The organism is Nocardia pseudobrasiliensis NBRC 108224 (genome assembly GCF_001613105.1).
GTDB lineage: Bacteria > Actinomycetota > Actinomycetes > Mycobacteriales > Mycobacteriaceae > Nocardia > Nocardia pseudobrasiliensis.
This window is the reverse complement of sequence record NZ_BDBS01000057.1, coordinates 64169-78738: the sequence shown is the minus strand read 5'-3', so window position 1 is coordinate 78738 and position 14570 is coordinate 64169. Positions and strand designations below refer to the sequence as shown.

The window sequence follows — 14570 nt, the reverse complement described above, 5'->3', positions numbered from 1 at the left end:
TGCGCTTTGGGTGCGGGGAAGAGGAAGCGATGGGTGCGCTCCGGATGCGGGGAAAGAGGAAGCGATGGGTGCGCTCTGGGTGCGGGACCGAGGAAGCGGTGGGCGCGCTCTGGGTGCGGGACCGAGGAAGCGGTTGGTGCGCTTGGGCGGGGGGACAGGGCAAGCGGTGGGCGCGCTGCGGGTGCGGGACAGGGCAAGCGGTGGGCGCGCTGCGGGTGCGGGACAGGGCAAGCGGTGGGCGCGCTCTGGGTGCGAGGCCTGGGCAAGCGGTGGGCGCGCTGCGAGTGCGGGGGCGGAGGGAGTGGTGGGTGCGTTCTGGGTGCGAGGGGAGGGCGATCGGTGGGTGTGTTCTGGGTGCGAGGGTGGGGGAAACGGTGGGTGCGCTCGTTCCTTATATTCCTTGTGTTCGGCGTCCCGGCGCCGGGCACAAGGACCCGCGGGGTGCGTCGGTTGCCCGGATTGCGTGGTCATCGGGTTGAACGCGCTAATGTAGGTCGGAATTACCTGTGCGAATGCGCATGGACTCGCGAAAGACACCGGGGTTGCCGCGGACATGCCAGATTGGGAGGAGAGCTGTGGAGCTGCTCCTGCTGACCTCCGACCCGAATCCGGAGTCGGTGCTGCCGTCGCTGTCGTTGCTGCCCCATAACGTCCGGCCGGCGCCGACCGAGGTGGCCTCGCTGCTCGAGGCCGGGACGGCGGATGTGGCCCTGGTGGACGCCAGAACCGATCTGGCCGCCGCGCGCGGGCTGTGCCGGTTGCTCGGCAGTACCGGATCCTCGGTGCCGGTTGTGGCGGTTCTCACCGAGGGCGGTCTGGTGGCGGTCAACGCCGACTGGGGTCTGGACGACATCCTGCTGCCGGGCACCGGCCCCGCGGAACTCGATGCGCGCCTGCGGCTTCTGGTGGCGCGCAACGGCGGCGCGGCGAGCCCGGAGAACAGCGGCAAGATCACCCTCGGCGAGCTGGTGATCGACGAGGGCACCTATACCGCACGCCTGCGCGGCCGCCCGCTGGATCTGACCTACAAGGAATTCGAACTGCTCAAATACCTCGCGCAGCACGCGGGCCGGGTGTTCACCCGCGCGCAACTGCTGCAGGAGGTCTGGGGCTACGACTTCTTCGGCGGCACCCGCACGGTCGATGTGCATGTGCGCCGCCTGCGCGCCAAACTCGGCAGCGAATACGAATCGCTCATCGGCACGGTCCGCAATGTCGGCTACAAGGCGGTCCGCCCGGCCCGCACGGCCAAGGGCGAACCGCCCGCCACCTTCCCGGAGGACGACGACGACAATGCCGGCGGCGCCGACGATTCCCAGCTCACTCAGGTCAATGGAAGTCTCTCGTGACTGAACCCCGGACCGACTGGACCGACGAGGTCGCCCCCGGCGCTGCCGCCCAGATCGCCGACCTGCTGGACCGCGCCACCGAAATCGACGGCGTCGCACCGATTTCCGAACAGGCCGTGCTGTCGCTGACCGCACCCGCACCGGCCCGCCACCTGCTGATCGAATTCGACGGCGCGGTGGCCGGTTATGCGAATCTCGTTGCGGCACACGGCGATCACCCCGCCATGGCCGAGGCTGTGGTCGATCCGCGCTACCGCTCCCGCGGTATCGGCGCGGCTCTGGTGGCCGCCGCTCTGGCCGCGGGCGGGCCCGACGCGCGCATCTGGGCGCACGGCAATCTGGCCCCGGCCAAGGCGGTCGCCGGTCGCCTCGGACTGACCGTCGCCCGCGAGTTGTGGCAGATGCGACGCCCTCTGGCAACGTCGGAGCTACCCGAATTGACCGTGCCCGCCGAGATTACGCTGCGCACCTACGCCGGATCCGAAGACGACCCCGAACTGCTTCGCGTGAACAACGCCGCCTTCGACTGGCACCCCGAACAGGGCGGTTGGGGCGAATCCGAGATCGCCGCGCGCCGCGAGTCGTCCTGGTTCGATCCCAAGGGCCTGTTCCTGGCCGTCGATCCGGCCGATCCGGCCCGAATTCTCGGCTTCCACTGGACAAAGGTCCACGACGACGAGCAGCCCCCGATCGGCGAGGTCTATGTGGTCGCCATCGATCCGAATGCCCAGGGTCGCGGCCTCGGCCGCCTGCTCACCCTGGCGGGCCTGCACTACCTGCGTGACCGCGGCCTCGGCGAGGTGCTGCTCTACACCGAGGCCGACAACACCGCGGCCGTGCACACCTACACTCGCCTCGGCTTCGAACCGGCTCATGTGGACGTGGCCTACACCACCCCCTGACCCCTGCCGGTAAGCCGAAAGCCCGCTGCGCGTAACCCCGAATAGCCCCCGCAGTAACTTTGCGGCAAATGTCACACGTATCGGGCGCAATCGCGCCGGGTTGTTCACCCCCCGTTCACTTACCCAGGTCCAACTGTCAACCGGCCGAACCTACGTTACTTGTGGGCAGCACTCCGCTGCTCGGTGTGCAAGTTCTCCGCGAACCGGCCCACCACAGCACCCGCCCGGTCGTTGAGGGATCGGGCGCGCACAGCGATTCCCGGAGGAATTCAGTTGAATCTCAAGCGCAGCAGCGCCCTCGTCGGCGTGCTTGCCGCGGGCGCAGCCCTGACCCTTTCGGCCTGTGGTAGCGATGACAACGCGGCCGGCGGTGGCGGCGCCACCAGCAAGGTCAACGTCGATTGCGGCGGCAAGAAGTCGCTCAAGGCCAGTGGTTCGACGGCGCAGAAGAACGCGGTGGACCGCTTCGTGGCGGCGTACCAGACCAACTGCGACGGTTACAAGCTCGACTACACCGCCAGCGGTTCGGGTGCGGGCATCAACGACTTCCTCGGCGGTCAAACCGATTTCGCCGGCTCGGATTCCCCGCTGGATCCGAAGAAGGGCGAGGTCGACAAGGCCGCGCAGCGCTGTGGCGCCCCCGCGTGGGACCTGCCCGCCGTCTTCGGCCCGATCGCCGTCACCTACAACCTGAGCGGCCTCGACGCCCTGGTGCTCGACGGCCCGACCGCGGCCAAGGTCTTCAGCGGCCAGATCACCAAGTGGAACGATCCGGCGATCCAGAAGCTGAACACCCAGAACGCGAGCAAGCTGCCCGATCAGGACATCCACGTGGTGTTCCGCAGCGACCAGTCGGGCACCACCGACAACTTCCAGCAGTACCTGGCCGCCGCCTCGAAGGGCGCCTGGGCCGATCGCGGCGCGGGCAAGGACTTCAAGGGCGGTGTCGGCGAGGGCGCCAAGGGCAATGAGGGCACCTCGGCCGCCATCAACAACACCCCGGGTTCGATCACCTACAACGAGTGGTCGTTCGCCAAGTCCCAGAACCTGAAGATGGCGCAAATCCTCACCGATACCGCCGTCAAGCCGGTCGAGCTGAACGTCGATTCGGCGCAGAAGGCCGTCGCGGGCGTGAAGGTCAAGGGTCAGGGCAACGATCTGGTGCTCGACACCAGCTCGTTCTACAACCCCACCGACCCGGGCGCGTACCCGATCATGCTCGCCACCTACGAGGTGGTCTGCTCCAAGTACAGCGACGCCGACACCGGCAAGGCCGTCAAGGCGTTCCTGACCTCGGTGGTCACCAACGGCCAGAGCGGTCTCGACCAGGCCGGATACATCCCGATCCCGGACTCCTTCAAGACCAAGCTGTCCGACGCGATCAAAGCCATCTCCTGATAGCCGCTGAACAATGACCGTCCACGACGAAGTCACCTCCGCGGGCCAGTCCGACTCGACCGGCCCGCGGACGGGTGGAGATACTCCCCTCATGCCCAGTGAACCCAGCAACGAACCGGCGACGACCAAGGGCCGCCGCGGTCACAACAACACACCGGAAATGATCTTCCGGTCGCTGGCCACCGCGGCCGGCGCGACGATCGTCGTCGCCATCGCGCTCATCGCGTTGTTCCTGCTGATTCGGGCGGTGCCCTCGATCAGGGCCAACGAGGCGAACTTCTTCACCAGCACCGATTTCAACACCGGCGATGCGAACCATCTACGCTTCGGCATCCGCGACCTGTTCATGGTCACGGTGCTGAGTTCGGTGTTCGCGCTGGCGATCGCGGTGCCGCTGGGAGTCGGAATCGCCCTGTTCCTGACCCAGTACGCACCGAAGCAACTGGCCCGGCCGTTCTCGATCCTGGTGGATCTGCTGGCGGCGGTGCCTTCGATCGTGTTCGGTCTATGGGGTTATCTGGTGCTGGCCAAGCAACTGGTGCCGTTCGAGAACCTCCTGAACGATAACCTGGGCTGGTTCTTCCTGTTCAAGAGCGGCAACGTCTCGATCGGCGGTGGCGGCACCATCTTCACCGCGGGTGTGGTGCTGGCGGTGATGATCCTGCCGATCATCACCTCGGTCAGCCGCGAGGTGTTCAACCTCACCCCGCGCGCGCATATCGAGGCCGCGCAGGCGCTCGGCGCCACCAAATGGGAAGTGGTGCGCATGACCGTGCTGCCCTACGGACGCAGCGGTGTCATCGCGGGATCGATGCTCGGCCTGGGCCGTGCGCTCGGTGAGACGATCGCGGTGCTGGTCGTGCTGCGCACCGCGACCAAGGCCGGACACTGGTCGCTGTTCGACGGCGGCTACACCTTCGCCTCCAAGATCGCCTCGGCCGCATCGGAATTCAGTCAGGCGCTGCCCACCGGCGCCTATATCGCCGCCGGTTTCGTGCTGTTCGTACTGACCTTCGTGGTCAACGCGCTGGCGCGGATCGCTGCCGGAGGGAAGGTGAACAGCTGATGACCGCCACACTCGATCGCCCGGTCAAGGCGCCGGCGTTCCGTCAGGTCAGCGCGAGCCGCAAGATCCGCAACGGCGTCGCGACCGGTGTCATGTGGCTCAGTTTCGCGATCGCGCTGATCCCGCTGGGCTGGGTGCTGATCCTGGTGCTGCAGAAGGGGTTGCACGCGGTCACCCGCAACGGCTGGTGGACCAAATCGCAGAACGGCCTGCTGCCCAATCAGTACGGCGGCGGTGTCTACCACGCGATCTACGGCACCATCGTGCAGTCGGCGGTGGCCGCGATCATCGCGGTGCCGCTGGGCATCATGGCCGCGGTGTTCCTGGTCGAATACGGCCGCGGCTGGCTGGCCAAGACCACCACATTCATGGTCGACATCCTGGCCGGTGTGCCCTCGATCGTCGCGGCCCTGTTCGTCTTCGCGTTCTGGATCGCCACCTTCGGATTCCCGCAGAGCTCGTTCGCGGTGTCGCTGGCGCTGGTGCTGCTGATGCTGCCCGTGGTGGTGCGCAGTACCGAGGAGATGCTCAAACTCGTACCCGACGAATTGCGCGAAGCCTCCTACGCTCTGGGCATTCCCAAGTGGAAGACCATCCTGCGCATCGTCGTGCCCACCGCGGCGCCCGGCATGATCAGCGGCATGCTGCTGGCCCTGGCCCGCGTCATGGGTGAGACCGCGCCGGTGCTGGTACTGGTCGGCTATTCGAAGTCGATCAACTTCGACATCTTCAACGGCAATATGGCGTCGCTGCCGCTGCTGATCTATCAGGAGCTGGCCAACCCCGAGGCCGCCGGCCGGATGCGGGTCTGGGGTGCGTCGCTGACGCTGATTCTCATGATCGCGGTGCTGTATCTCGGGGCGGCGCTCGTCAACAAGCTGCTCACGCGGAACCGATAGAAGCGGAACGGAATTCGTCAATGGCCAAGCGGATCGACGTCAAAGATCTCAATATTTTCTACGGCAAGTTCCACGCCGTAGCCAATGTCTCGCTGACCGTGCTGCCCCGCAGCGTCACCGCCTTCATCGGTCCCTCCGGTTGCGGTAAGTCCACCGTGCTGCGCTCGCTCAACCGCATGCACGAGGTGACCCCGGGCGCTCGCGTCGAGGGGGCGGTGCTGCTCGACGGCGAGGACATCTACGGCTCGACCGTGGATCCGGTCGGCGTGCGGCGCACCATCGGTATGGTGTTCCAGCGCCCGAACCCGTTCCCCACCATGTCGATTCGCGACAATGTGGTGGCCGGGCTCAAGCTGCAGGGCGTGCGCGGCAAGAAGGAGCTCGACGAGGTCGCCGAGCGCTCGCTGCGCGGGGCGAACCTGTGGAACGAGGTGAAGGACCGCCTGGACAAGCCCGGCGGCGGCCTGTCCGGCGGTCAGCAGCAGCGACTGTGCATCGCCCGGGCCATCGCGGTCTCGCCCGATGTGCTGCTGATGGACGAGCCCTGTTCGGCGCTGGATCCGATCTCCACGCTCGCGATCGAGGATCTGATCGCCGAGCTGAAGAAGGAATTCACCATCGTCATCGTCACGCACAATATGCAGCAGGCCGCCCGCGTGAGCGACCAGACGGCCTTCTTCAACCTCGAGGCTCAGGGCAAGCCCGGCAAGCTGATCGAGATCGACGAGACCGAGCGGATCTTCTCCAACCCGTCGCGCAAGGAGACCGAGGACTACATCTCCGGCCGGTTCGGATAGCAACTCTCGCACCCGCTTTCGCGGCCCCGGCCTTCGCCGGGGCCGCGTTTCGTTGTGCCCTCCGCCCGCCGCCTGTGATGTGTGACACTGGTTGAACCGAGTGTTAGCTGGATCATCTCCTACCGTGGTCGGTTGTTGAGACTTTTGGTAACAGATAACGTCTCCTCAACTACACCGATCGTTATAGTCAGGAGGCGGCGGATGGCGGTATCAACGGTGAGCCCGCAGTCCGAGCGGCGGATTCCGATCGCGATGCGGATGCGAATATTCGCTCTGATCGCGATCTGTCTTGCGGAACTGCTCGTGGTGCTCGACAACACTTTGGTCAATGTGGCACTGCCGTCGATAGCGGTGCAGTTGCAGGCGCGTATGAGCGGACTGCAGTGGATTGTGGACGCGTTCACCCTGGCCTTCGCCGGACTCCTGTTGGCCCTGGGGCATCTCGGCGATCGGTTCGGCCGTCGCCGCGTGATGATCATCGGTCTGGTCGGCGTCGCGGTCATGTCCGGCGCGGGCGCGCTGTCGACCAGCCTCGGTCAGGTGATCGCGGCCCGCGCGGGGATGGGGATCTTCGCCGCGGCGGTCTTCCCGGCGACGTTGGCGCTGCTGATCAATCTGTTTCCCGAGGCCCGCGGTCGGGCGGCCGCGATCGCCCTGTGGTCGGCCATGGCCGGCGTGGCGGTCGCGATCGGACCGATCACCGGCGGCTGGCTGCTGGAGCACTTCAGCTGGCACGCGGTGTTCTGGATCAATGTGCCGATCGCGCTGATCGCGATCGTGGCGATACTGCTCGTGGTGCCCGAGTCCCGCGCCGAGCACACCGGCCGCCTTGACATCGTGGGCATCGTGCTGTCGCTGGTGGCGGTGACCACGCTGGTGTGGACCATCATCGACGCGCCCAAACAGGGCTGGCTGGCGGGGCGCAGCGTCGCCGGGTACGGGATCTCGCTGGTGCTGCTACTGGTCTACGTGGCCTGGGAGCTGCGGGTGGAATCGCCCGTGCTGGATGTGCGACTGTTCGGAATCCGGCGATTCTCGGTGCCCGCGTTGGCGATTACGGTGTCCTACTTCTGCGCGTTCGGCTTCCTGTTCCTCATCACCCAGTACATGCAGGGCGTAAGGGAGTACAGCGCACTGGAATTCGGTATCCGCTCGCTTCCGTTCGCCGCCGCCGTCGGTATCGGCGCGCCGGTGGCGACCCTGGTGGCGCAGCGCATCGGCACCACCGCCACCGTGATCAGCGGGCTGCTGTTCCTCGGCGTGGGCATGTACATCGCCGGGCAGGTGAAGGTCGAAACCCCTTATCTGGGACCGGTTCTGGTGGCCATGGTGCTGATGGGTATCGGCTTCGGCGTGGTGCAGGGCCCGGCGACCGAGTCGATCATGGGTGCGGTGCCGCTGAACGAGGCCGGGGCCGGATCGGCGGTCAACGACACCACCCGCGAGGTCGGTGGCACACTCGGCGTCGCGGTGCTCGGGTCGATCATGACCTCGATCTACACCGATCGGGTCGGCGCGCGCATCGACGCGATCCCCAGCGCCATCATGAATCCGGATCAGAAGAGTATCGCCCGCGACACCCCGATCAGCGTCATCGAGGTGATCAAGGCGCCGATCAGCCCGTTCTTCGCCAAACCCAAGGCCGATCTGGTCTATGCCATGAAGGCCGCGGCGCTCGAGGGCGCGCAGTCGGCGTCCTATGTGGCCGTCGGCGCGCTGACGATCTGCGTGGTGGTGGTCGCGCTGCTGCTGCCGTGGAAACCGGAGCGCGGCAATTCGGTGCTGCTGGGCTGGCGGGACCGCTCGACCGGCGAGGACTGAACGACCGTGGGCCCGAATCCGTTCGGGCCCACCGGCATCAGATCGTCTCGGATTCCACGTCCGCGTCGGGCGGCAGCACACCGGTCACCAGGAATACCACCCGGCGGCCGATCTCCACGGCGTGGTCGGCGAAGCGCTCGTAGTAGCGACCGAGCAGCGTGACATCCACGGCCGCGGCCACGCCGTACTTCCACTCGCGGTCCATCAGCAGCGTGAACAGGTGGCGATGTAGATCGTCCATCGCCTCGTCGTCCTCGTTGAGCTGGGCCGCGCGCTCGGGGTCGCGGGTCTCGAGGACCTCCTTGGCCGCCGCGCCCATATTCACCGCGATCCGGCCCATCTCGGCGAAGTAGCCGTTGACCGATTCGGGCAGAGCGTGATTCGGATGCCGTCGCCGTGCGACCTTGGCCACATGGAGTGCGAGCGCGCCCATCCGGTTCACATCGGCGACGATCTGGATGGCGCTGACCACCTGGCGCAAATCGCCGGCGACGGGCGCCTGCAGGGCCAGGAGCGCGAACGCCTTCTCCTCGGCCAGCGTGTTCATCTCGGCGATTCGGTCGGACTCGGTGATCACCTGCTCGGCGAGCAGCAGATCGGCCTGCAGCAACGACTGGGTCGCCCGCTCCATCGCCGAGCCGGCCAGCCCGGCCATCTCACCCAGGAGATTGGCGAGATCGGCCATTTGTTCGTTGTAGATGACACGCATGAAACCAAACATTAGTTCCCGGCGCTGACCAAGTCACGAACGGTGGGTGAACCACTGGTGTTGCTCGACGCTAGCCAGGTTTGCGCAGGTGAACGGTGGTTACTTACACAGGTCGTCGGCCGCGTTGACGTGTTCGAGGTCCGAGGGCAGTGTGACCGGCGTCTCGGGCGCGCCGCCGGTCGCGACGGGCACCGTGGGCAGCGGATTGCCGAAGGCCACCGGGGTGCGGATCGTGCCCTGATAATCCGCGCCCAGAGCCACCTCGACAATGCTGCCGAGTCCGGCGGCCGATTCCAGCGTCGCGCCCGGAATCGCGGAGGCGACCGTCGCGGCCTCGGCCTCGTGCCCCGAGGAGTAGCGCACCCGTGTCGTCGAAATCGTTCCGCCCGAGTAGTTTCCGACGTTGAAGATCTGAAAACCCTGATTGGACAGCTTGTTCGCCGCCGTGGCCGCCACACCGGCGACCCCGGAACCATTGGACACCTGCACCGACATCGTGCTCGGATCGACCGCGGTGAGCTCGCGCGGTGCGGGCGCCTCGGTCGTGGGCGGCGGGGTGAGCGGCTTCTTCTCACCCGGCAGCGGTTGATCGTCGATGATCGCGGTGAAGATCGCCTTGATATCCGATTCGCGCGGAATCTCGTTGCCGTAGGACGTGGTTCCGGCGGTGGGCACGGTCAGGAAGGTGATCGCGCCCGCGTCGACCTTCTGCAGCGAACGGCCCAGTGTCAGTAGGTCGTTGGTCTTGACGTTGTCCATCAGCGCGTGGCCGGTGAATGCGCTGATGAAGGCGTTCATCCGGCCGGGATCGAACAGCGTCTTGTTCGACAGCGCGCTGCGCAGCAGCGAGGACATGAATCGCTGCTGACGATTGATGCGGTCGTAGTCGCTGCGGAATTCCCCCTGAACGTGGCGGGCCCGAACATAGTCCAATGCCGTTGTGCCGTTGATCTTCTGCTTACCGGCCGTGGGCAGGACGGTGCCGAGTTCCTCGTCGACCAGTGGTTTGGCGGTGCAGACCTCCACACCGCCCACCGTGTCGACCATCGACTGGAAGCCGCTGAAGTCCAGGCCGATGAAGTGGTTGATCCGGATGCCGGACAGCTTCATGATCACGTTGGTCAGGCATTTCGGCCCGCCCAGCGCGTAGACGGCGTTGAGTTTGTCGCCGATGGCGGAGGGGAACTGGGTGCCGGTGTAGCGGCGGTTCTCGTTGTCCCAGCCCTCGCAGGCCGGACGTGAGATATCCAGATCGCGGGGGAAGGAAACGACCACGACGCGCTGGCGATTCTCCGGGATGTTCACCAGCATCACGGTGTCGGCCCGCGCGCCCTCGGCGTCATCGGTCGTGCCCGCGCCGATCTGGCCGTCGGCGCCCGCGCGGGTGTCGTTGCCGATGATGAGGAAGTTCTCGTCGCCGAGCTGACCGCCGGGATTGACGATATCGGTGGAGTTCTCGTCCACCGCGGCGACCTTGTTGAAACTGCCGTCGGTGGCGCGCAGATAGTTCCAGCCCGCGCCGGTGAGGACCAGGGCGAGTACGGCCACCAACGCGGTCGTGCTGCGGCCGACCAGATGCAGGCGGCGCATCTTGCGCTGCTTGTTGGCGGCCAGGCGCGACAGGGGCGGTTTGCCAACGGATTTCGGTCGCGCGACCGAGCGCTGCCGATCGAGTTCGGGCGGCGGGTTGTCCGGATCGGCCGCCGGAAGGATATCGGTCGGCTGATCGACGAGCCTGGCCCGCTCCACGGCGTACGGATCGACGGGGTCGTCGGCGGTCGGTGCCTGGACGGCGCCGCGGGGTCGCGCGGCCTGCTCCTCGGACGGCGCTGCGCCGGAACCGTTTCCGCCGCTAGGTGCGCGAAGGCCGGTGTGCTGCGCGGGAAGCGTGGTGTCGGTGGGCAGTTCCGAAATCCGCTCGCTGTCGACCTTCTGCATCAGATCGTGCACGGTCACGGGCCCGTTGGGCGTCTCGTCCGCGTATCGGTTGCGCCGCGCGGGCCGCTCGTCGTCCGGTTCGGCCTCCGTGGCGGAGTAGCGCTCCCAGGGGGCGCGACCTCCGGGCCCGGGCGTGCGCCCGCGCCGATCGTCGTCACCCACCAACGAACCTCACTTCACTCACTCTCGGGGACCGGCTTGCCCGTTCAACGGCAGCGCCCTTCGCAATGATAACGATTGAGCCACGACGGGCCACCTGACACGGCGGAGCGATGACAGTGAAATGATCTCCGGGCGGTCAGCCGCCGGAGTGCATCACATCGGCGGCGGTGGGCACGGCTCGATCCTCCGGATCGTCGAGCCAGCCGTGCGGGAGGCTGACCTTGCCGGGGGAGCCCTGGCGGCCGCGGGGGCCCTCGGCGTCCTTGGGGAACGGGGCCGTGGGATCCAATTGGCCGATCAGATCCCGCAATTCGGTGAGACTGCCGACGGTGGCGAAGCGGCGGCGCAGATCGGCGCCGACCGGGAAGCCCATCAGATACCAGGCCATATGCTTGCGCAGATCGCGCAGGCCGCGGTCCTCGCCGTAGTGCTCGGCCAGCAGGCTCGCGTGGCGATGCAGGATCTCCCCGACGCGACCCAGATTCGGACCCACCGGGATCGGCTCGCCGCGCAGGGCGGCCTGCAATTCGGCGAACAGCCACGGGCGGCCCAGGCAGCCGCGGCCCACAACCACACCGTCACAACCGGTTTCGGCCATCATGCGCACCGCGTCGTCGGCGGCGAAGATATCGCCGTTGCCCAGTACGGGGATGGTGGTGACCGCTTCCTTCAGCCGGGCGATGGCCGTCCAATCGGCCTCACCCGAATAACGCTGTGCGGCCGTGCGGGCGTGCAGCGCGACCGCGGCGGCGCCCTCGGCCTCGGCGATGCGGCCCGCGTCCAGGTAGGTGGTGTGATCGTCGTCGATGCCGATGCGGAACTTCACGGTGATCGGAATGCCCGCGGGCGCGGCCGCGGCGACCATCGCGCGCACGATGGCCTCGAACAGCCTTCGCTTGTACGGCAGCGCGGCGCCACCGCCGAGCCGGGTCACCTTCGGCACCGGACAGCCCAGATTGAGATCGATGTGATCGGCCCAGCCCTCGCCCACGATGACGCGGACGGCCTCGCCGAGGGTCTCCGGATCCACGCCGTACAGCTGCATCGAGCGCGGATTCTCATCCGGCCCGAACGACATCATGTGCAGCGTCTTCTCATTGCGCTCGACCACGGCCCGCGCGGTGATCATCTCGCAGACGTAGATCGAGGTGGCGCTGCCGAACTCCCGGCACAGCGTCCGGAAGGCCACATTGGTGATGCCGGCCATCGGCGCGAGCACAACCGGCGGATCGACCGGATAGGGGCCGATCCGCAAGTCGTTCCTGGTCTCGAGCGCGGCGGTCATGGGACCTATTTTCGCATCCGTCCAAGTGGGCCGCGAACCGCGCCGCCGGAGGCGGCGCAGATCACACAGCCTCAGCGGGCCGAGGAGCCGGCCAGTTCGCGCTCGCGCTTGAGGGCCTCGCGGGCGAGCATGCGGTCGCGCTGTTCCTCGAACTTCACGACGTCCTTGCTCAACTTCTCGAGGTACAGGCCCAGCTGTTCGCGGGTCTGTTCGCCGCGGGCGGTGAAGTCGTCGCGCTCGAAGATGCGCCACTTCTTCAGCACCGGGTTGACCACCTCTTCGAGGTGCTGGCGCAGATCGTAGATGCCGTGCTTGGCCATCAGCACACCGTTGCGGCGGAAGTTCGGCATACCCGCGCCCGGCATCTGGAAGTTCTGGAGAATCAGGTTGATGGCGTCCAGGGCCTGATCGGGGACCAGGTCCAGCGCCGCGCCGCACATGTTGCGATAGAAGATCATGTGCAGGTTCTCGTCGGCCGCGACGCGCTGCAGCATGCGGTCGGCGATGGGGTCGTTGCAGACCTTGCCGGTGTTGCGGTGGCTCACGCGGGTGGCCAGCTCCTGGAAGGTCACGTACGCGACCGAGTACAGGAAGCCCGCCTGGCCCTCGGGCAATTGATCTGCCGGAGAAGCGAATCCGTTGGTCATGTGGACCATGCGCGCCTGTTCGAGCGCGACCGGATCGACGCCGCGGGTGACCACGAGGTAATCGCGCATGACGATGCCGTGGCGGTTCTCCTCGGCGGTCCAACGACCGACCCAGGTGCCCCAGGCGCCGTCCTGGGAGAAGTTCTCGGCGATCTCGCGGTGATAGGAGGGCAGATTGTCCTCGGTGAGCAGATTGGTGATCATCGCCGCCTTGGCGACCTCGCTCAGCTGAGACTGGGCAGGGTCCCAGTCCACGCCGCCGAGCGCCGCGAAGTTACGGCCGTCGTCCCACGGCACGTAATCGTGCGGATGCCATTCCTTGGCCAAAGAGAGGTGACGGTTGACGTTCTGTTCGGCAACCGGCTCCAACTCCGTCAGCAGCTCGAGTTGAGTCAGATCCCTTGCCATAAAGTGCGCCCTTCGATGTTGTCGTGCGATCTTGCTCGTCGACCCCCTGCCGTGCGGTCGCGGCCTCATACCTTACGACACCGTAGGTGTGATGCGAAACGCATCCGCGCTCCGGGTCGTGTCCGTGATCGAACTCATACGACGTCGTCGACGGTTTCGTTGATCAGTTACGAGTGTAGGCCGCAGTGCCCTCCGGAGGGTGTATCGGTGGTCACCGCGAGACGTTAGCTTCCACGCGAAAAACCGCCCGTGCCAAGGGCTACGAGCGGTTTGCCGCGCGAGATCGAAAACTTTCAGCGCTTGCCGCCCAGCAGGCCGCCGAGCACATTGCCGAGTACGCTTCCGGCGTTCTTGCCGAGCGCGTCGGACAGCGCGCCACCGAGGCCCCCGTTCTTCGACGCGCCGCCGAGCAACCCGCCGAGAATGTCTGCCAGCGGGCCGTTTCCGGCCGTGCCCGACTGCCCTTGGCTCGCGTCGCCGCCTTCCTTACCGAGCACCTGCTTGCCGAGGTATGCGAGCACGATCGGAGCCAGGATGGGCAGGACCTTGGCGATCAGATCATTGCCACCGGAACCGCCCGTCGCGCCGAGCGCGTTGATGACGGTGTTCTTGTCCGAGCCGAAGACGTCGTCGACGATCTGCGAACCCGCCCGGGTGTCGACCTGATCGATGTCGACGCCGCCGGCGAGCAGATTCTCGTCCTGATGCTGATCCACCAGCCCCTGCAGGCGCTGTTCCTGATCGGAGTTGCTGGTTTTTGCCTGAAGCCCACCCAGCAACACCGGCAGGGCCTTGTTCACCACATCTTTCGCGGTCGCCTCGTCGACCCCGAGCTTTCCGGCGATCTGTCCGATCGGAACTTGGGAGAGCAGGTCATCGAAGGAAGTCATAGCTCCGCCTCTCTCATGGGATGAGCCGGTGGCCACCGGTCGAGTCCCACGGTAGGCGATCGAGGCGACGGCCGGGAGTGGGTTTGCCGGGCCACGCCCGCAGACGCCGACGGGCCGTGGCGACTGTTCGCCACGGCCCGTCGAAGGTGCCCCCACCAGGGCTCGAACCTGGGACCTGCGGATTAAAAGTCCGTAGCTCTACCAACTGAGCTATAGGGGCGCGGTGCGCAAGTCTAATGCGCGGTTCGCGCAAGTGGTAACCGGTATCCCTTGTGCCCGAACCGCACCACCATTTCCCC

The 14570-nt window shown here is 66.6% G+C and carries 12 protein-coding genes and 1 tRNA gene; 7 read left to right on the top strand and 6 right to left on the bottom strand.

The window, feature by feature from the left end; all coding sequences use genetic code 11:
• Positions 1–575 precede the first annotated feature (575 nt).
• The 7 genes from NP4_RS34790 to NP4_RS34760 all read left to right on the top strand — a co-directional run bounded on the left by NP4_RS34790 (position 576) and on the right by NP4_RS34760 (position 8232).
• Complete coding sequence (locus NP4_RS34790; protein ID WP_068006992.1) at positions 576–1349, top strand: winged helix-turn-helix transcriptional regulator; 774 nt, start codon at positions 576–578, stop codon at positions 1347–1349.
• On the top strand, positions 1346–2251 hold the full coding sequence (gene mshD / locus NP4_RS34785) for a mycothiol synthase (RefSeq protein ID WP_068006988.1): 906 nt from the start codon (positions 1346–1348) through the stop codon (positions 2249–2251). Before NP4_RS34790 ends, mshD begins: the two co-directional genes overlap by 4 nt.
• A 273-nt stretch (positions 2252–2524) precedes the next feature.
• Positions 2525–3649 (top strand): phosphate ABC transporter substrate-binding protein PstS, encoded by a 1125-nt coding sequence (pstS, locus tag NP4_RS34780; RefSeq protein WP_068006985.1) that lies wholly within the window; start codon positions 2525–2527, stop codon positions 3647–3649.
• A 91-nt stretch (positions 3650–3740) separates the two neighbouring features.
• On the top strand, positions 3741–4715 hold the full coding sequence (gene pstC / locus NP4_RS34775; RefSeq protein ID WP_068006980.1) for a phosphate ABC transporter permease subunit PstC: 975 nt from the start codon (positions 3741–3743) through the stop codon (positions 4713–4715).
• The gene (gene pstA, locus NP4_RS34770; protein ID WP_068006977.1) at positions 4715–5614 is read left to right on the top strand and encodes a phosphate ABC transporter permease PstA; all 900 of its coding nucleotides are present in this window, start codon (positions 4715–4717) and stop codon (positions 5612–5614) included. The genes pstC and pstA overlap by 1 nt, the downstream gene beginning before the upstream one ends.
• 20 nt (positions 5615–5634) lie before the next feature.
• Positions 5635–6411 carry a phosphate ABC transporter ATP-binding protein PstB gene (pstB, locus tag NP4_RS34765; protein ID WP_068006973.1) on the top strand — a complete coding sequence of 259 codons (777 nt, stop codon included), beginning with the start codon at positions 5635–5637 and terminating at the stop codon, positions 6409–6411.
• A 201-nt stretch (positions 6412–6612) separates the two neighbouring features.
• On the top strand, positions 6613–8232 hold the full coding sequence (locus tag NP4_RS34760) for an MFS transporter (protein ID WP_082876484.1): 1620 nt from the start codon (positions 6613–6615) through the stop codon (positions 8230–8232).
• 37 nt (positions 8233–8269) lie between these two features.
• Here the strand turns inward: NP4_RS34760 and phoU are convergent, their stop codons facing one another.
• The 6 genes from phoU to NP4_RS34730 all read right to left on the bottom strand — a co-directional run bounded on the left by phoU (position 8270) and on the right by NP4_RS34730 (position 14491).
• Positions 8270–8941, bottom strand: a complete 672-nt coding sequence (gene phoU, locus NP4_RS34755) for a phosphate signaling complex protein PhoU (protein ID WP_068007032.1) — start codon at positions 8939–8941, stop codon at positions 8270–8272.
• A gap of 99 nt (positions 8942–9040) precedes the next feature.
• Positions 9041–11041, bottom strand: coding sequence for an LCP family protein (locus tag NP4_RS34750; protein ID WP_068006970.1), 2001 nt, complete (start codon positions 11039–11041; stop codon positions 9041–9043).
• A 136-nt stretch (positions 11042–11177) separates the two neighbouring features.
• Positions 11178–12326: a tRNA dihydrouridine synthase DusB gene (dusB, locus tag NP4_RS34745; protein ID WP_068006967.1), complete on the bottom strand. Its 1149-nt coding sequence runs from the start codon at positions 12324–12326 to the stop codon at positions 11178–11180.
• 71 nt (positions 12327–12397) lie between these two features.
• The gene (locus tag NP4_RS34740) at positions 12398–13381 is read right to left on the bottom strand and encodes an acyl-ACP desaturase (RefSeq protein ID WP_068006963.1); all 984 of its coding nucleotides are present in this window, start codon (positions 13379–13381) and stop codon (positions 12398–12400) included.
• A gap of 293 nt (positions 13382–13674) precedes the next feature.
• Positions 13675–14271 (bottom strand): DUF937 domain-containing protein, encoded by a 597-nt coding sequence (locus tag NP4_RS34735; protein ID WP_068006960.1) that lies wholly within the window; start codon positions 14269–14271, stop codon positions 13675–13677.
• Positions 14272–14418: 147 nt separating this feature from the next.
• Positions 14419–14491: transfer RNA gene (locus tag NP4_RS34730), tRNA-Lys, on the bottom strand.
• Positions 14492–14570 lie beyond the last annotated feature (79 nt).

Coding starts and splice junctions, on each gene's coding strand:
- pstC (WP_068006980.1), top strand. CDS start 3,741: ATGCCCAGTGAACCCAGCAACGAACCGGCGACGACCAAGGGCCGCCGC.
- pstA (WP_068006977.1), top strand. CDS start 4,715: ATGACCGCCACACTCGATCGCCCGGTCAAGGCGCCGGCGTTCCGTCAG.
- pstB (WP_068006973.1), top strand. CDS start 5,635: ATGGCCAAGCGGATCGACGTCAAAGATCTCAATATTTTCTACGGCAAG.
- NP4_RS34760 (WP_082876484.1), top strand. CDS start 6,613: ATGGCGGTATCAACGGTGAGCCCGCAGTCCGAGCGGCGGATTCCGATC.
- phoU (WP_068007032.1), bottom strand. CDS start 8,941: ATGCGTGTCATCTACAACGAACAAATGGCCGATCTCGCCAATCTCCTG.
- dusB (WP_068006967.1), bottom strand. CDS start 12,326: ATGACCGCCGCGCTCGAGACCAGGAACGACTTGCGGATCGGCCCCTAT.
- NP4_RS34740 (WP_068006963.1), bottom strand. CDS start 13,381: ATGGCAAGGGATCTGACTCAACTCGAGCTGCTGACGGAGTTGGAGCCG.
- NP4_RS34735 (WP_068006960.1), bottom strand. CDS start 14,271: ATGACTTCCTTCGATGACCTGCTCTCCCAAGTTCCGATCGGACAGATC.